Source organism: Micromonospora chokoriensis (assembly GCF_000718555.1).
Classification (GTDB): Bacteria; Actinomycetota; Actinomycetes; order Mycobacteriales; family Micromonosporaceae; genus Micromonospora; species Micromonospora chokoriensis_B.
In genome coordinates, this window is the sequence record NZ_JOAN01000025.1 from 73404 (window position 1) to 89546 (window position 16143).

A 16143-nucleotide genomic window follows, 5' to 3' on the forward strand; every position below is an offset into this window, starting at 1 on the left:
CGTCAACGGCCGGCCGGGGTCGGGGTGGCGTGTTCGGTACGGCAGCGCGGGCAGCGCAGTCGCGTCCCCGAAGCCCGGGGCACCCGGAGCCGCTGACCGCACCCGCAGGTGAACATCGGCTGGGTCGAACGCAGGTATTCGTCGCGCTCCCGGCGCGGCCACCGGCTGTGGCAGCGGGCGCACCACTTGGGTGGGTAGCTGTGGTAGTAGGCCAGGCCGAACGCACCCGCGACCATCAGCGCGACCGGCACCAGCAGACCGAGCGGCGCGAGCAGGGCGGGCAGCATGCCGCCGACGCCGTCCGACACCAGGACGGCGACCACCGTGAGCACGACCACCGGCACACCGAGCAGGGTGAACCCGAAGCCCCAGGCGAAGACGAGCAGGGCCGGCAGGAACAGCCACATGCCGGCGGGCGCCCACCGGCGGACACCGTACCCGCCGCAGCTCGGGCAGTTCGGCGAGGCGCGGTGCGGCACGGACCGCAGCGCCTTCGGGGCCAGCCATTCCACCAGCCGCTTGAGGATCTCCTCGACCAGTTTCGCGGCGAGGGCCTGGAGGAACGAACCGAGCATGGCAGCCACCTCCTCCGGGCTCCCACCGCGCGGCCGGCCCACCGCCCATCGTGCGCGGTCGGCGCCAACATTCCGCCCCAGCGCGCCGACCCCACCGTGCCCACGACGCCAATCCGACAGCGCCCGTCCCGGCGCGGTCCTCGCCAGAGCGGCGGTCGCTGGCCCCGGGGGCGACCGTCGGTTAGCGTGCCGACATGCCATCGACGCTCACCGAATCGACGGACCCGTACTGCCTGCGCCCCGGGGAGGCAGCCGAGCTGCTGCACGGGCACCCGTGGCGGCGGTTCGTGGCACTGGGCGACAGTGTCGTGGAGGGCATGTGCGAGCCGACACCGGGCTACCCGGACGTGCAGTGGGTCGACCGGGTCGCCGCCGAGCTGACCGCCGTCCGCCCCGAGCTGGCGTACCGGAATCTGGGTCGACGCGGGCTGCGCGCGCACCAGGTGCGGGCCACCCAGCTCGACTCGGCCCTGGCCTTCGCCCCGGACCTGGCGCTTGTCGTCTGCGGCGGCAACGACGCCTTCCACCCGGCCTACGAGGCTGCGGCGGTGGACGCTGAGCTGACCGCGATGATCACCGCGCTGCGCGAGGCGGGCGCCGACGTGATCACCGTCGGCATGTTCGACGTCTCGCACAGCCCAGCGGTGCCCGACGCGCTGCGGCCCGGCCTAGGGGAACGAATGCGCCGCCTCTCCGCCCACACCGCAAGCCTGGCCGAGCGCCTGAACACGATCCACGTGCACCTGACCGACCATCCCCTAACCGCCGACCCGACCCTCTACAGCACCGACGGCCGCCACGGCAGCGCCCGCAGCGACGCGATAGCAACAGCCGAAACCCTCCGCACCCTCTCCCCCCACCGCACCTGACCCACCCCCGGCCCCGCCCCACTTCGTTGATCATGAAGTTATTACCCTCCGCGGCGGCGTGTCCCGGCAATAACTTCATGACCAACTGGGGTCAGGGTGGGGGTTAGTGGGACAGGAGGATTCCGGTTAGGAGGACGCCGTGGGCCAGGTTGAGGATTCCGTCGCAGCCCGGGTAGCCGACTCGGGCCAGGCCGCCGGAGGCGTGGCGGCCGAACAGGTACGGGGCCAGGGAGTACGGGACGTCGGCGGTGACCGTCTCACCGGTCTCGATCTGGACGAAGTCCATCGACACCCGGTCGGTCGGCAGGTACTCCTGCAGGATGGCGCCGCCCCGGTCGACGGCGGCCCGCAGCCCCTCGGCCCAGTCCGGCGGGCTCAACTCCGGGCCGAGCAGCACGCCGTGCCCGGCTGAGCCGTCGGCCGGTTTCGCCACCAGGGTCGCCTGCTCGGCGATGGCCCGGTCGAGCACCGCGGCGGTCAACGGCACCGTGTACGGCACGTGCCGGCGAATCAGCGACTGGTCGTCGGCGGGTAGCCCGTCCACGTCCTCCCACAGCCAGGCGAACGTGGTCTTGTTGCCGAGCAGCCAGGCCGCCGCCGACACGAACATCGGCAGTGTGCCGGCGGCGAGCGCCCCCGCCACCGCGTCCAGGCCGGCGCTCGGGGTGACCCGGTTGGGCACGAACAGCCGGAACAGCGCGTCGACCGGCGCACCGTCGACGACCAACCGGTCGTCGCCGTCCAGGGTTGCGCTGGAGACCGGGGCGATGACCAGGTCGATGCCGAAGTCCCGGGCCCGTACGGCGAGGGGGTCGAGGATCCGGATGAACGTCTGCGGGTCATCCAGGCCTGGGTAGTCGCCGTCGAAGTCCATCAGCAGCGCCACCCGAGCGCCCTCGGGCAGCCGCAACTCCTCGCGGATCGCCACGAACCGCTGGTCCAGCAGGGACGGCGCGGCCCTGACCGGCAGGTCGTCGAGGATGCCGTGTTCCTGGTAGAGGCGCGCGTACCGCGCGATGACGGTGTCGGCGTCGAAGCCACCGCCGAGGCTGCTGTCGATGTTGTACTCGACGAACTTCGGCACCCCGGCGGAGAAGATCACATCCGGGCGGTACGCGGCCAGCAGCGCCTCGGTCAGCGGCTCGGCCTCGTCCAGCAGCCGGGTCTCCCCCGCCGGCACGGCGAGCAGCCGGCGCAGCTCACCGGCGGTGCCCGCCCGCCGACGGCAGGCGTCGAGGATGAGCTGGGCGAGCCGGTCGCAGACCCCGTTGAGCTCCCGCCAGGCGTCGGCGGTGAGCACCGGGGGGCGGGCCAGCCGCCACTGCTTGTTGTAGGTGGCCCGGCCGTGGAAGACCTGCTCCCAGGCCGACGCCCCACTTGCCACCATGGCCCGCCGGGCGGGCTCGGGCAGGTCCGTCCAGGCTCGGTCGGCCGCCGGCCACGCGTACTTCGGGTCGATCATGCGGAGTCCTTCATCGTCAGGTGGATGGCGGTGGCGAGCTGGTCCCGGCCGGGCTGGACGGCCCGGTCCAGCGCCGGGGCGAACGGCAGCACCGCCCCGTCCGGGCGGGTGACCCGGCGCGGCGGGGCGAGCAGCCGGACCCGCTCCACCACCGAGGCGATGATCTCGGCGGCCATTCCGCAGGAGCGGTTGCCGTCGTCGAGCACCACGAGGCGGCCGGTGCGGGCCACCGACTCGGTGAGACCGTCGATGTCGAACGGGTACAGGGTGCGCGGGTCGAACACCTCCACCGAGACCTGGTCGGCCAGCTCCTCGGCGACCGCGAGCGCGTCGTGCACCAGGTGCCCGATCGCGACCACTGTGACGTCGTCGCCGAAGCGGTGGATCCGGCCCCGGCCCAGCGGCACCGGCACAAGGTCGTCGACGTCGTCGCGGACGTCCATCGCCCCGGCCGGCGCGAACACCACCACCGGGTCGTCGTGGCGGATCGCGGTGACCAGCAGCCCGTACGCGTCGGCCGGGGTGGCCGGCACGACGGTGACCACGCCGACGTGGGCGAAGAGGCTGTACGGGTGGTCGGAGTGCTGCCCCGCCCACCCGGTCCGTGAGCCCGAGCCGGGCACCAGGTAGGTGACCGGGACGCTGCACTGCCCACCGGTCATCAGTGGGAACTTGTGCGCGTGGTTGACGATCTGCTCGAAGACCAGAAACAGCAACGACGGGATCTGGAACTCGATCACCGGCCGCAGCCCGGCCAACGCCGCCCCGGTGGCGAAGCTGGTGAACGCCTGCTCGGACAGGGGGGTGTCGCGGACCCGGTCGGTCCCGAACCGCTTGGCCAGCCCGGTGGTCACCAGCGACGCCCCGACCTGGATGTCCTCGCCGAGCAGGAACACCGCCTCGTCGCGGGTCAACTCGTCGGCGAGGGCCCGGGTCAGCGCCCGGCGGTACGACAGTCGGGGCACCTCAGCCACCTCCGGTGCGGTCGGTCATGAGCCACCTCCGGTGCGGGCGGTCAGGCCGCTGGCGTACAGGTAGGTCAACGCGTCGGCCGGGTCGGGTTCCGGGCTGCTCAGGGCGAACCGCACCGCCGCGTCGAGGGTCGCCTCCACCTCGGCGTCCACGGCGGCACGGTCGCTGTCGCGCAGGCGCTCGCCCTGGATGCGTACCGGGTCGCGGGTCCGCGCACGGGTCACCTCGTCGGGCGGGCGGTAGTCGAGGCGTACCGCGTGTTCGAAGGTGTGGTGGACGTCGAAGCGGTAGGTCCGGGCCTCGATCAGCTCGGGGCCGCCGCCGGCGCGCATCCGGTCGACGGCGGCGGACGCGGCGACGCGTACCGTCTCGGGGTCCTGGCCGTCGACCTGGACGGCCGGAATGTCGAACGCGGCGGCCCGGCCGGCGATGCTGCCGGCCACCGCGCCGGCGACCGGCATGGTGGTGGCGTAGCCGTTGTTCTCGCAGACGAACAGCACCGGCACCCGCCAGAGCGCGGCGAGGTTGAACGCCTCCAGCAGCATCCCCTCGTTGACCGCGCCGTCGCCGAAGAAGCTCACCCCGACGGTGTCGCGGCCCCGGCGGCGGTGGGCCCAGACCGCGCCGGTGATGATCGCCCCGGAGGCGCCGACGATGGCGTTGGCGCCGAGCACGCCGATGCTCAGGTCCGCGGCGTGCATCGAGCCGCCCCGTCCGGCGTTGAGGCCGGTGACCCGGCCGCACAGCTCCGCGAGCATCCGGGCCGGGTCGGCGCCGCGCGCCAGGACGTGCCCGTGGCCACGGTGGGTGCCGGCGAGCACGTCGTCAACGCCCAGCGCCGCGCAGACGCCGGCGGCGATCCCCTCCTGACCGAGGTAGGGGTGGATGCCGCCGACGATCTGCCCGCCGTGGACCAGCTCCACCGCCCGTTGTTCGAACCGGCGGATCAGCCGGACCGTGCGGTAGAGCCGGACCGGGTCGGCGTCGGTCACGCAGGCCCCTTGATGGCGGCCAGGATGTCGTCCCAGAGCCGGGCCCGAGCGGCAAGCGCGGTGTTGACCGTGTCGGCGCACTCCTGCCATTTGGTGTCGTCGTCGCCGCACAGGTCGGCGAGCATCTGCATGGCCATCGGGGTGTGCTGTTCGCCGTCGACCTCGATGTGCCGCTCCAGGTAGTCGACGAAGGTGTGCAGCCGGTTGCTGCGTTCGTTGACCGAGACGACCTGGGTGAACATGTCCGGGATCAGGTCCTCCCGGCCGAACGCGAAGGCCGCCGCCTGGCAGTGCACCGGGGTGGACTCGATGATCTGCCAGGTGGTGGCGGCGAATCTCGCCGACGCGGCCGGCACTGCGGCCTCGGTGAGCGCCTCGGTGACCGGCCGGCCGTCGCGCAGCAGGTCGATGAGGGCGTTCACCGCCGTGGTGTCGGCGCCGGCCTCGCCCATGCCCTGCACGTACAGCTCGAAGTGGCTGATGTAGCCGCCGCCCAGCTCGTCGCTCTCCTCGACCATGACGATGTCGTTGATCAGGCGGCGGCTGCCGGTCGGGCCGGTCGGGATCCACGGCACGGCGACGCAGGTCAGCTGCCGTTGCAGCGACTTCAGCAGGGACATGAAGTCCCAGACGGCGAAGACGTGGTGCTCCATGAAGGTGACAAGCGACTCGTGGGTGTCCAGGTTGGCGTAGAGCGGGTGCTTGACCACGGCGTCACGCCGGTCGGTCACCGCCCGCTCCAACCGCTCGATGCCCGGGTGCGTCTTACCCCAGTCGTACCGTGACATGTCAGCCTCCCTGCTCGGCGCGGTGGCGCCAGATGATCGGGCAGTAGTCGGGGTCCGCGTAGTCCGGCCGCCCGTCGTGGGTGCGGCGGACCAGCACGTCGTGGTTGTACGCGGCGAGCGTGCCGTCGGAGAGCGGATACTCCCGCCAGGCGTTGTCGCCGTCCTGCAGGTGCAGCGAGATCGCCTGGCGGGGGCGGCCGCTGACGTTGGGGCCACTGCCGTGATAGGTGCGGCAGTGGTGAAAGCTCACGTGTCCCTTGGGGATCAGCATCGGAATCTTGCGGATCTCCGCGCCGTTGTACGCGGCGTTCTCGGCCAGCATCTCCTCCAGCTGGCTGCGGTCACGATCGGCGAAGTGCCGCACCACGGTGTCGTCCGCGCCGATCTCCTTCCACCGATGCGAGCCGTCGACCATGGTGATGGTGCCCATCTCCTCGCCGCAGTCGTGGAAGGGGATGAACGCGGTGAGCATCTTCTCCGACGACGAGGACGCCCAGTAGTGCTTGTCGAAGTGCCAGGGCACGATGTTGCTCGGCTCGCCGGAGATCGGCGGCTTGTGGATCAGCGTGGACTGGAAGACCCGGATCTCGTCGGCCTCGGCCAGCCGGGCGGCGACCGCGCCGATCAGCGGCTTGCGCAGGATCGCGCCGAGCCCGTCGTGTTCGTGGTGGACGTAGTCGTTGTGCCGCTGCACCGGCCCCTTCGACGGGTCCCAGTAGGCCAGCTTCGGTGGGCGCACCGGCAGCCGGCGGTCCCGCTCGCCGTCGTAGTAGCGCTGCGTGGCGGCGGCGAGGGCGTACACCTCGTCGTCGGTGAAGATCTTCTTCGACAGGTACCAGCCGTGCTCGGCGTAGTGCCGCACGTCGTCGTCGGAGGGCAGCAGCGCCTGCTCCTCGGCGGTCAGCGTCGGTTCGAACTCAGTCAAACTCATGCCCCCACCCCCGATGGTGTGGCCGCAACCGCGGCCAACTCCCGTTCCTTGGCCTCGTAGAGCGCCTTGATGTTGCCGCTGCCGAAGCCCCGCGCTCCGCGCCGCTCGATCAGCTCCAGAAAGAGCGTGCGGCGCACGTGCATCGACTCGGCGAAGATCTGCAACAGCTGGCCGTCGTGGTCGGAGTCGACAAGCACGCCCAGCTCACGCAGCCGGTCCAGCGGGGCGTCCACTCGGCCGACCCGCGCCTCCAGAGCGTCGTAGTAGCTGGCCGGGGTGCCGGCGAAGCGCACCCCGCGCCGGCCCAGCGCCTCCACCGCGCCGACGATGTCGTCGGTGCGCAGCCCCAGGTGCTGCACTCCCCCACCGGCGTGCTGGTCGAGGAACGCGTCGATCTGCCCCGGCCGCCGGGTGCGGTCCGGTTCCAGCAGCACCACGGTGACCCGCCCGGACGGACTCTGCACCACCTTGGAGTTCATCGCCTGCCCGTCGACCTCGATGTGCTCCTCGAAGATCTGCGCGAAGTCGAAGAGCGCCTCGAAGTGCCGGACCGTCGCGTCGAGTTGGCCGGGTGGCACGCAGACCGCCAGGTGGTCGATCTCGGCGAGCACCGGCGGGTGGTCGTCCTTCGTGGGCGCCGTCGGTGCGATGGCGCCGGGCAGGAAATCGCCCCGGTCACCCCGGCGCTGCACCAGCCGGTGCCGCACGTCGGCGAAGCCATCCACCTCGGCGATCACCACCTCGGCGTCCGCGCCGGTGCGGGTGGTCGGCGGCGTCACCCCGGTCGCGCCGCGACCCACCAGCTCGGCGTACGCGGCCGACACGTCGTCGACCTCGACCGCGACGACCGCGATGCCGTCACCGTGGCGTTGCACGTACCGTGCCGCCGGATGCTCGGCGCTCAACCCGGAGGTGAGCAGCAACCGGATGTCGCCGTGGCAGAGCAGCAGTGAGCGTTGCCCCGCCAGGCCGGTCTCCGGGCCACCCTGCCCGCAGATCTCGAAGCCGACGGCGGTGCTGAAGTAGAAGGCCGCCTGTCGGGCGTCCCCCACGTAGAGTTCGATGTGGTCGATACCACGGATGTCCATGTCCCCTGAAACCCCTTCCCACCCGATTCCCCCTGTTGCCGTCCGGGCACGCCCCGCCCGGGATGCCGCGTCGATCACCCCCTCGGCTCGGCGACGCGCGCCAGCAGCAGGCTCACGTTCTGGCCGCCGAACCCGAACGAGTTGGTGACCGCGTACTCCGGGTCGGCCTTGCGGGGCGTGCCACGGATGTGGTCCGCCGGGCAGGCCGGGTCCGGGTCGTCGAGGTGGTACGTCGGTGGCAGCAGCCCTCGACCGAGCGCCAGCGCGGTGGCCGCCGCCTCCAGCGCCCCGGACGCGCCGAGCAGGTGACCGGTGAGCGCCTTGGTGGAGCTGACCGGCACACCGCCGACGCCGAAGACGTCCGCCAGGGCGGTCGTCTCGGCGATGTCGCCGAGCTTCGTGCTGGTGCCGTGCGCGTTGACGTAGCCGACCGCCGCCGCCGGCACACCGGCGCTGCGCAGCGCCCGGCGGATGCACGCCGCCGCGCCGGCGCCGTCCGGGCGTGGCGCGGTCGGGTGGTACGCGTCGGTCGTCGCGCCGTGGCCGGCCACCTCGGCGTACCCGACGACGCCGCGCGCCGCGGCGTGCTCGGCGCGCTCCAGCACCAGCAGCGCGGCGCCCTCGGAGAGGACGAACCCGCTGCGGGAGGTGTCGAACGGCCGGCTCGCCCGGCTCGGGTCGGTGCCGGCGCGCGCCAACGCCCGCGCGTTGCCGAAGGTGTCGGCGAAGGTCGGGAAGAGCGGTGCCTCGCTGGCCCCGCAGAGCACCACGTCGGCTTCCCCGGTGGCGATGAGCCGGACCCCGTCGGCGACCGCCTGGGCGCCGGACGCGCACGCGGTGCCGACCGACGAGCTGTAGCCGCGGATACCGTGCGCGATGGCGATCCGCGCCGCCGGCATGTTCGGCAGGATGCCGGTGAGCAGGTACGGGCTGACCGCCGCCCGACCCCGGGCCGCCCGGGCCAGCACCTGCGCCTCCAGGGTGGCCATCCCGCCGACCCCACCGACGATCACACCGATCCGGTCGGGGTCGACGTCGCGGCCCACCTCGATGCCGGCGTCGGTGAGGGCGTCGGCGGCGGCGAGCAGGGCGAGCACGACGATCCGGTCCAGCACCCGCGTCTCCGGCCCGGACGCGACGGTACGCGGGTCGATGTCGGGCAGCAGGCCGGCGACGTCCAGCGACTCGCCCGCCGGGTGCCCCTCGGGCGGGCGGGTCAGCCCGGACCGGCCGGTGGTCAGCGCGTCGAAGGTCTCCTCGATGCCCCGCCCGACCGGAGTGAACAAACCCATGCCGGTGATCAGCGCGGTCACGAAGGTGCCTCGGTGAGGTAGCGCTCGCGAAGGACGACCTTGCGGACCTTGCCGGTCACGGTGACCGGGATGTCGTCGGAGCGCACCGGCACGACCCGGCGCAGCGTGGCGCCGACGTCCGGGCCGAGGGCCGCGCGGACCCGCTCGGTGCGGTCCTCGGCCTCGTCGGCGCCGGCGGCCAACTCCAGCAGCACGTCGGTGACCACCCCGCCGGCCTCGGCGACGATCACCACTGTGCAGTCGGTGACGTCCGGGCAGGCCGCGAGGATCCGCTCCTCGGACAGCGCGGTGTAGAAGCGCCGACCGTCACCGGCGTCGACCGAGTCCACCGCCCGGTCCAGGTGGTAGTAGCGGCCGTCGGCGTCGGCGCGGACCAGGTCACCGGTGAGGTACCAGCCGCGCTGGCGGAAGCGGTAGGTGGTGACCGAGTCGTTCCAGTAGCCCCGGAACAGCGACGGCGAGTCGACGCCCAGGAAACCCACCTCGCCGACCGGCACCGGCTCGCCGTCGGCGTCGAGCACCGCGACCTTCGCGAACTGGTACGGGCGGCCGATGCAGCGGCCGTACCGGTCGGTGTCGGCGCGGTGGGTGATGTGGAACATCGAGTGCCCCATCTCGCTGGAGCCGAGCCCGTCGATGAAGACCGAGCCGGGCACCCTCGCCACCCCGTCGCGGGTGACGGTGTCGTGCCAGCCGACCGCGACGAGGCGGCGGATGTGCGGCTCGTGCGAGGCGTCGCCGGTGTTGAACCACAGCCGCACCGAGTCCAGGTCGTACCCGGTCAGGTCGAAGCGGGCCAGCTCCGCCCAGGTGACCGAGAACCCGAACACCCCGTCGGGACGCCAGCGTTGGATCGCGTCCAGCACCCGCTCGCCACCCTGCTCGGACAGCAGGAGCATCTGCGCGCGGTTGCCCAGGGCCTGGTTGACCATCAGCACCGTGGCGGTGTGCGGAGCGGGCAGCGCGTTGAGGATCCGGCTGGTGCCCTGCGCCTGCGGCATGGTGAGCAGGTGCCGGGTGGCGGCGAAGAGGCTGGCGTGCGAGTGCAGCACCGCCTTGGGCACCCCGGTCGTCCCGGAGGTGTGGGTGATCACGATCGGGTCGTCCTGGTGGTGCCGGTAGTGCGCCGGGGCTGTGGCCGGGTCGCCCGTCCCGGCCTGCGCGGGGGTGCCGAGCAGCGGTACGCCCAGCTCCTGCCCGGCCAGCAGCGCGGTGTGCGCGTCGTCGGCGAGCACACCGACGCCCCGCAGACGGCGGATGTACTCGGCGGCGATCTCCGGGCGGAGTTTGCCGTTCATCAGTGCCGGGATCGCCCCGAGCCGGGCCAGCGCCAGGTAGCTGAGCACCATGTCGGCGGCGGCGGTGGCCCAGACGGCGACCGGGTCGCGGGGGCGTACCCCGCGCTCGTGCAGCCAGGCGGCACGAGCGGCGACCCGTTCGTCGAGCCGCCCCAGCGTCAACGGCGTCTCGGCGGGGTGCCCGTCGACGGCGGTGTCGAAGGTCAACCCGGGTCCCTCCGGGTCGGCGCCGTGCGCCAGCACCCGGGCCAGGACGTTGCCCGCACCCAGCTCGGTGTCGGCGGCCAGCGCGCCGCGCAATCCTCGGGTCCTCATGGTCGTGCTCCTCCCCCCAGCAGCACCGCGACGGCCTCGGTCGGCCCATCTGGTGCCTGTTCGATAAGGATCAGCAACACCTCGTCGGCGTCGCCGTCGTCGCGCAGCAGGTTGGCCTCGGCGACGCCGTCGGTGTACGGGTCGCCGGTCGGGCTGAGGCAGACCACCGGGCCGCGCAGGTCCCAGCGGGCCGCGAGGTGACCGGCGACGCTGTTGGGCACGGACTGGAAGAAGAACAGCGGGCCGATCCGCCCGCCGGCCTCGACGGTCTCCCGTACGTGCCGCGCGCTGGCGAGATCGCCACTGGCGCTGACCAGCACGATTCCCGTCCGCACCCCGGCCGGCACCCCCGCAGCCCCGTACCCCCGCCGCAGACACCGCTGGGCAACGGCCACCACCACCGGCGCGAAGTCCGAGTGCACAAACCCCGCCACCCCCGCCGGGCTGCCCCCGACGTCCCCACCCTCAGGCCACCAAGCCCGAGCCCTGACCCCCGGCGATCTTGCAGTTCCGGTCGTCGTTTCGGGCGCTTGGTCGGATTCGTCGGGGCAGAAAGTGCAAGATTGCGGGGAGTTGGGGGCGGTCATCCGACGCCGACCAGGAGAGCGGTGTTGGCGCCGCCGAAGGCGGCGTTGAGGGTCAGGGCGTGGGTGGCTTCCGTCTCTTGGGGACGGTTGGTCACCACGTTCAGGGGGCATGCCTCGTCTTGGGCTAGCCAGCCGGCGTTTACCGGTAGTTCGCCGTGTCGCAGCGCGAGCGCGGTGACCACCAGTTCGAGCAACCCGGACGCCTCCAACGCGTGCCCGTGCACCGACTTCGTGGAGCTGACCGGGACCTGTGTGGCGTACCCACCGAGGGCCCGGCGCAGTGCGGCCGCCTCGGCGGCGTCGCTCTGCGCGGTGCCGGTGGCATTGGCGTTGACGTAGCCGACGGCCTGCGGTGGCAGCCCGGCCCGGCGCAGCGCGCCGTCGACCGCGCGGGCCAGCCCGCTGCCGCCGGGCTCCGGCTGGCAGGGATGGAACGCGTCACCGGCCCGTCCCCAACCGACTACGGTGGCCACCGGATCGACACCACGCCGTCGGCCGGCGCTGGACTCCAGCACCACCGCGGCCACTCCGTCGCCCAGCAGCAACCCCCGCCGGCCGGCGCTGAACGGGCGGACCGCCCCGTCGACCGCGAGGGCGCGGCCGGCGTCGAAGAGCGCGAACTGGTCCGACTCCACCAGGTAGCCCGCCGCCACCACCACCCGCTCGACGTCACCCCGGGTGATCTGGGCGGCAGCGTCGGCCACCGCCGTGCTCGCCGACACGCAGGCGCTGGTGTAGACCCGGGTGTGACCGGACAGTCCACATCTGGCAGCGAGCTGACTGGCGAGCGCGGCCGGGCCCACACCGGAGGCCGGGCCGCCGTGCACGGCGAGCAGCAGGGCGCACCCCGTGCGCTGCGCGCGGTCCAGGCCGGCCCCCTGGCAGGCCGCGTCGATCGCAGCGGCCAGCTCGTCGGGGAGCGTGCCGACCTCGGGCAGGGTGGCCGCCACGGTGACCCGGCGGGCGGCAGTGTCGAATCGGCCCACCGGGCCGAACGCCGCAACACCAGCCAGCACGCCGGCGAGCTGCGCGTCGACGCCCCGTCCCAGGGCGCTGACCGCGTACAAGCCGGTGAGCTGGGCGACGCGCGCCTCAACCATCTGCGGAGGCGGTCAGCGACGCCCGGAACACCACCAGGGCGTCATCGACGGTACGGATACCGGCCAGTTCGTCGTCGGTGAGGTCGAGCCGGCGCTCATAGCGCTGCTCGACGAGGTGCACCAGCCAGGCCAGCTCCATCGAGCCGATCCGGTCGGACACTTCGGCGGTCGGTTTCGCGGTGAGTTCGGCGAGCATGGTCAGCAGGTCAGCTCGCCCCAGATCGGGCTGACCGCGCATCAGGCTCGGTCGCTCGTCGCCTCGGTGACGCGATTGGCGACCATGGTGGTGAACTCGCCGACCGTCATCAGGGCCAGCTGCTCGGACTCGTCGTCGGCGAACGTCAGGCCGTACCGGTCCTCGACCCGGACGGACAGGTCGGCCAGGGCGAGCGACTCCAGGTCGACGCCGGAGGGGCCGAGCGTGGTGTCGTCGTCGAGCCCCTCGACGTCGTAGTTCATGTCGGCGAGCTGCTCGACGACGAAGGCGCGGACCTCGGCTCTCATGGATACCCTCTCTGCGTGGATCAGCTGACGGTGCCCGGTCGGGACACCGCCTACGTGTGGGTCGGCCGGGACACCGGCGGTCAGCCGGATCCGGTCGTTGAGCTGCTGCGGCGGGCGGGTGCTCTGCTGCTCGGGCGCACGGAGACCGAGCTGGCGTTGACGCATGACCGCGAGGGACGGCCGGTCGTGCGGGTCGACGAGGCGGGCCGGTCGGTCGAACTGGCGGTCAGCGTCAGCCGCACCGCCGGTCTGGTGGTGCTCGCCGCCCGTCGTTCCGGCGCGGTCGGGGTGGACGTGGAACGCTTCCGCCCCCTGCCGGCGCTCGCACTGGCCCGCCGCTGGTTCCCGCCGTCCGAGCTGGCCTGGTTGGGCAATCGGCCCGAGGCCGGTCGAACGGTGGACTTCCTGCGGCTGTGGACGGCGAAGGAGGCGGTCGGTAAGGCGCTCGGGCGAGGGCTGCGCGACGGCGGGCTGCTCCGGCTGATGCCTCCGCCGGGGCTGCCGTTGCGACAGGTGCCCGGCACCGAGACCCTGTGGGTCGGTCACCCACGGTTGGGCGGGGGCCTCGTCCTGGCGGTCGCCGCGCAGGCGAGGACGCGAGTCGAGGTCGAGGTGGTGCAATGGCCCGGTCACGGCGTGGCCGCCGAGCGCAGCGCGTCGGTCGAGCGGACCAGCTTGCCGGTGGTGGTGCGGGGCAACTGATCGAGCAGGTGCAGCACCCGGGGCCGCTTGTAGCCGGCCAGCCGCTCGGCGAGAAGCTTGTCCAGCATCTCCTCCGACAACGGGCCGTCCGGTTGGACGTACGCGGTGATGCCGTCGTCCCAGACCACGACCGCCGCGGCCACCCCGGTCAGCTCGGCGACGGTGGCCTCCACCTCGGTCAGGTCGACCTTCATCCCGCCGACGGAGACCTGCGAGTCGAGTCGACCGCGCACCGTGACCAGGCTCGTGTCGGGGTCGACGGTGCCGGCGTCGCGGGTGTGCAGCCAGCCGTCCGACCAGCGGGTCGGGTCGCTCAGCCCGACGTACGGCGACGCTGGGCAGGACACCCACAGCTCACCGCCGGACTCGCGGACCTCGATGCCGGGGGCCGGGGCGATCGACGGTCGGTGCGCTCCGTGCAGGTCGGTGCCGATCACTCCGACCTCGGTCATCCCGTACATGTTGCCCAGCGGCACCCCGTACCGGTCGGTGAACGCCCGCGCGACGGCGGCCGGCACCAGCTCGCCGCCGGTGGTCATCCTCCGCAGCTGGGGCAGCGGCCCGGCGGGTCGGGTGGAGGCTAGTAGTCCGATGTGGAACGGGACACCAAGCACGGTGGCCGGCGTGGTGCCGGCGGCGATCGAGGCCAGCACGGCGTCGCCGCTGAGCCGCTCCGGTGGCACCAGCTCGACCCCGGCGTGCAGCCCGTAGAGCAGGCCGCCGACCAGGCCCAGCACGTGCACCATCGAGGGCAGCAGGATGATCCGCTCACCGGGCAGCGCCACCCCGTCGATCCGGGTGTAGCGGTGCACCTCGGCGACCAGATCGGCGGCGGTGCGACCGATCACCTTGGACGGGCCGGTGGAGCCGGAGCTGAGTTGGATCACGGCGTGGCCGCTGACCGCCGGACCGTCGGCGTAGCGGGTGACGCCCTCGGTGACATCGACGAAGATCTTCAGCGCGCCACCGCCGGTGCGCAACGGCGCGACCACCACCTGCGGGGTCAGCCGGACGAGCGCCCGATCCACCTCATGGTCGGTCAGCCGGTGGTCGAGCAGGATCGCCTGCGCCCCGGCCCGCCAGGTGGCCAGCAGGTTCACCACGTACGCCACCGACGGCGGCAGCCGCAGCGCGGCGGCGCCGCCGGGGCGCAGTCCGGCGGCGGTGAGCCGGTCCTGCGCGGCGGTCACCAGCCGGTGCAGGGTGGCCCGGTCGATCGGCTCGGGCAGACGGAGACAAACATCGGTCGGGCGGCCGGCGAACAGGACTTCGTCCACCCATCCGGGGTCTGTCGCCGTAGGATCTTCTGCCGCCACTGCCGTTCACCGCCCAGCATCAAAGAGGGCAAATCTGCCCATCGCGTACGCTTGTCGGGGTGCTGCGGGGAACCATACGACGCACACAAGACCATTGCTAGATGCGAATGGATGGATCAAAAGAAGCGGCCAGCCGGATTGCCGACAGCCCGTTCGGCCGGCAGGATCGGGCAGGTGACTCGGCACAGCGTCACCGAGGCATGACGCCTCGTACAACCGTCGCGTGCCCTCAGCCGGACGGCCGATGGCGTCCCGGTCACCGTCCGGGCCCGCCGATTCTCTGGCGCTAGCCCGGTTTGATGCTGGCGAGTTGGACCAGCAGCTGAACCAGCCGGTACGCCTCGGCGACATCGACGGCGTGGAAGGCGACAGTCCGACCGCCGCCCACGCGGGTCACACCCGGCACCAGAGTGGCGAGGTCGACCATGTACGGGCCATACAGGTCGACCTCGACGCCCAACGGCCCGGCCATCTTCGCCACGGGAATCGAGGCACGCTGGGCGATCGCGTCGGCGGCAGCGTGGCGCAGCCGCTCCCGCGCTTCCTGCGGATGCAGTGCCACTGCGGCGGCCTGGCCCAGGGTCTGCTTGACGGCGACGGTGACCGCCGATGGCACCAACTCGCTGAATTCCGCGCAGGCGGTGTCGTCTCCGCTGAGCAGGACGACCGGCGCGTCCAGGTGTCCGGCCATGGCGACGTTGAGACCGATCTCGCCAAACGATCGGCCGGCCATTCGCACGTCGAGGACGGCGTCACTTATCGTGTGGGCCAGCACGGCAGGCCCGGCACCGGCTCGAGCGTGATAGCCGACGAGCAGAACTGCATCCGTCTGCTCGTCCAGCCCCGCGAGCATGCCCAGCGGGCGGGGTTTGCCTCGCACGAGGCGAGCACGCCGGTCAAGGTCCTCCGGCAGGATGTTCCGAAACGGTCCGTGCGCGTCGGCGACCCACACCACCGCGTCGGGTTCGGCGTCGAGGACCCCGGCGATCACCGCGTTCGCCTCGGCCGTCATCAACGCCCTACCGCGCTCGTAGTCGTAGCGGTCCGGGTTCGTCTCGGTGGGATGCACGATCCCCGAGATGCCTTCCAGATCCACCGAGATCAGCACCTTCATGACTACCGGACCCTACGCGCTCCCGAGCCAATGTCGACCCCGCGCGGAGCCGCCCTGCCCCACCGTGCCGACCACGCAGTCTCGGCCGCCGTCGGAAAGCGAGCCGTCGATCATGGAGTTGTGGTGCCTGGATCACCCGCATAGGGAGCACTTTGTCCCCCACCACAACTCCATGATCGACGGGGGCGGGGGCGGGGGCGGGGGGCGGGGGCGGGCG

General features: G+C 72.5%; 17 protein-coding genes. 2 read left to right on the forward strand and 15 right to left on the reverse strand.

What is annotated here, in order from left to right; genetic code table 11:
- Positions 1-2 precede the first annotated feature (2 nt).
- Entirely contained in the window at positions 3-575 is a 573-nt protein-coding gene (locus IF46_RS34565) for a hypothetical protein (protein ID WP_157563580.1), read from the reverse strand.
- A 194-nt stretch (positions 576-769) separates the two neighbouring features.
- On the opposite strand from IF46_RS34565, the gene IF46_RS0127725 reads away from it, so the two are divergent.
- Positions 770-1444 (forward strand): SGNH/GDSL hydrolase family protein, encoded by a 675-nt coding sequence (locus tag IF46_RS0127725; protein WP_030491337.1) that lies wholly within the window; start codon positions 770-772, stop codon positions 1442-1444.
- A 103-nt stretch (positions 1445-1547) separates the two neighbouring features.
- Here IF46_RS0127725 and IF46_RS0127730 read toward each other — a convergent pair whose 3' ends face one another.
- The 12 genes from IF46_RS0127730 to IF46_RS0127785 form a co-directional block, all read right to left on the reverse strand.
- Positions 1548-2906, reverse strand: coding sequence for a hypothetical protein (locus IF46_RS0127730; protein ID WP_030491338.1), 1359 nt, complete (start codon positions 2904-2906; stop codon positions 1548-1550).
- Entirely contained in the window at positions 2903-3871 is a 969-nt protein-coding gene (locus tag IF46_RS0127735) for an alpha-ketoacid dehydrogenase subunit beta (RefSeq protein WP_030491339.1), read from the reverse strand. Before IF46_RS0127735 ends, IF46_RS0127730 begins: the two co-directional genes overlap by 4 nt.
- Before the next feature lie 24 nt (positions 3872-3895).
- A complete protein-coding gene (locus IF46_RS0127740; protein WP_030491340.1) occupies positions 3896-4870 on the reverse strand; it encodes a thiamine pyrophosphate-dependent dehydrogenase E1 component subunit alpha in 975 nt (324 codons plus the stop codon).
- On the reverse strand, positions 4867-5658 hold the full coding sequence (locus IF46_RS0127745) for a DUF3050 domain-containing protein (protein ID WP_030491341.1): 792 nt from the start codon (positions 5656-5658) through the stop codon (positions 4867-4869). The genes IF46_RS0127740 and IF46_RS0127745 overlap by 4 nt, the downstream gene beginning before the upstream one ends.
- Before the next feature lies 1 nt (position 5659).
- Positions 5660-6589 (reverse strand): phytanoyl-CoA dioxygenase family protein, encoded by a 930-nt coding sequence (locus IF46_RS0127750; protein ID WP_030491342.1) that lies wholly within the window; start codon positions 6587-6589, stop codon positions 5660-5662.
- A complete protein-coding gene (hppD, locus tag IF46_RS0127755) occupies positions 6586-7677 on the reverse strand; it encodes a 4-hydroxyphenylpyruvate dioxygenase (protein WP_030491343.1) in 1092 nt (363 codons plus the stop codon). The genes IF46_RS0127750 and hppD overlap by 4 nt, the downstream gene beginning before the upstream one ends.
- A gap of 74 nt (positions 7678-7751) precedes the next feature.
- Positions 7752-8990, reverse strand: a complete 1239-nt coding sequence (locus IF46_RS0127760; RefSeq protein WP_030491344.1) for a beta-ketoacyl-[acyl-carrier-protein] synthase family protein — start codon at positions 8988-8990, stop codon at positions 7752-7754.
- Complete coding sequence (locus tag IF46_RS0127765; protein ID WP_030491345.1) at positions 8987-10603, reverse strand: class I adenylate-forming enzyme family protein; 1617 nt, start codon at positions 10601-10603, stop codon at positions 8987-8989. Before IF46_RS0127765 ends, IF46_RS0127760 begins: the two co-directional genes overlap by 4 nt.
- Positions 10600-11037: a beta-ketoacyl synthase chain length factor gene (locus tag IF46_RS0127770; RefSeq protein ID WP_051724226.1), complete on the reverse strand. Its 438-nt coding sequence runs from the start codon at positions 11035-11037 to the stop codon at positions 10600-10602. The genes IF46_RS0127765 and IF46_RS0127770 overlap by 4 nt, the downstream gene beginning before the upstream one ends.
- A gap of 149 nt (positions 11038-11186) precedes the next feature.
- Entirely contained in the window at positions 11187-12290 is a 1104-nt protein-coding gene (locus IF46_RS0127775) for a beta-ketoacyl-[acyl-carrier-protein] synthase family protein (protein WP_030491347.1), read from the reverse strand.
- Positions 12283-12528, reverse strand: a complete 246-nt coding sequence (locus tag IF46_RS0127780; protein WP_030491348.1) for a hypothetical protein — start codon at positions 12526-12528, stop codon at positions 12283-12285. The genes IF46_RS0127775 and IF46_RS0127780 overlap by 8 nt, the downstream gene beginning before the upstream one ends.
- Positions 12528-12794: an acyl carrier protein gene (locus IF46_RS0127785; RefSeq protein WP_030491349.1), complete on the reverse strand. Its 267-nt coding sequence runs from the start codon at positions 12792-12794 to the stop codon at positions 12528-12530. The genes IF46_RS0127780 and IF46_RS0127785 overlap by 1 nt, the downstream gene beginning before the upstream one ends.
- A 15-nt stretch (positions 12795-12809) precedes the next feature.
- On the opposite strand from IF46_RS0127785, the gene IF46_RS0127790 reads away from it, so the two are divergent.
- Positions 12810-13496, forward strand: a complete 687-nt coding sequence (locus tag IF46_RS0127790; RefSeq protein WP_030491350.1) for a 4'-phosphopantetheinyl transferase family protein — start codon at positions 12810-12812, stop codon at positions 13494-13496.
- Here IF46_RS0127790 and IF46_RS0127795 read toward each other — a convergent pair.
- Both IF46_RS0127795 and IF46_RS0127800 read right to left on the reverse strand, forming a co-directional pair.
- The gene (locus tag IF46_RS0127795; protein WP_030491351.1) at positions 13424-14773 is read right to left on the reverse strand and encodes a class I adenylate-forming enzyme family protein; all 1350 of its coding nucleotides are present in this window, start codon (positions 14771-14773) and stop codon (positions 13424-13426) included. The genes IF46_RS0127790 and IF46_RS0127795 overlap by 73 nt on opposite strands.
- Positions 14774-15098: 325 nt before the next feature.
- On the reverse strand, positions 15099-15926 hold the full coding sequence (locus IF46_RS0127800; RefSeq protein WP_030491352.1) for a M55 family metallopeptidase: 828 nt from the start codon (positions 15924-15926) through the stop codon (positions 15099-15101).
- Positions 15927-16143: the final 217 nt, after the last annotated feature.

Excerpts from the sequence above, each read along its gene's own strand:
- IF46_RS34565 (WP_157563580.1), bottom strand. The coding sequence starts at position 575 with ATGCTCGGTTCGTTCCTCCAGGCCCTCGCCGCGAAACTGGTCGAGGAG.
- IF46_RS0127725 (WP_030491337.1), top strand. The coding sequence starts at position 770 with ATGCCATCGACGCTCACCGAATCGACGGACCCGTACTGCCTGCGCCCC.
- IF46_RS0127730 (WP_030491338.1), bottom strand. The coding sequence starts at position 2,906 with ATGATCGACCCGAAGTACGCGTGGCCGGCGGCCGACCGAGCCTGGACG.
- IF46_RS0127745 (WP_030491341.1), bottom strand. The coding sequence starts at position 5,658 with ATGTCACGGTACGACTGGGGTAAGACGCACCCGGGCATCGAGCGGTTG.
- IF46_RS0127750 (WP_030491342.1), bottom strand. The coding sequence starts at position 6,589 with ATGAGTTTGACTGAGTTCGAACCGACGCTGACCGCCGAGGAGCAGGCG.
- hppD (WP_030491343.1), bottom strand. The coding sequence starts at position 7,677 with ATGGACATCCGTGGTATCGACCACATCGAACTCTACGTGGGGGACGCC.
- IF46_RS0127765 (WP_030491345.1), bottom strand. The coding sequence starts at position 10,603 with ATGAGGACCCGAGGATTGCGCGGCGCGCTGGCCGCCGACACCGAGCTG.
- IF46_RS0127775 (WP_030491347.1), bottom strand. The coding sequence starts at position 12,290 with ATGGTTGAGGCGCGCGTCGCCCAGCTCACCGGCTTGTACGCGGTCAGC.
- IF46_RS0127780 (WP_030491348.1), bottom strand. The coding sequence starts at position 12,528 with ATGCGCGGTCAGCCCGATCTGGGGCGAGCTGACCTGCTGACCATGCTC.
- IF46_RS0127785 (WP_030491349.1), bottom strand. The coding sequence starts at position 12,794 with ATGAGAGCCGAGGTCCGCGCCTTCGTCGTCGAGCAGCTCGCCGACATG.
- IF46_RS0127800 (WP_030491352.1), bottom strand. The coding sequence starts at position 15,926 with ATGAAGGTGCTGATCTCGGTGGATCTGGAAGGCATCTCGGGGATCGTG.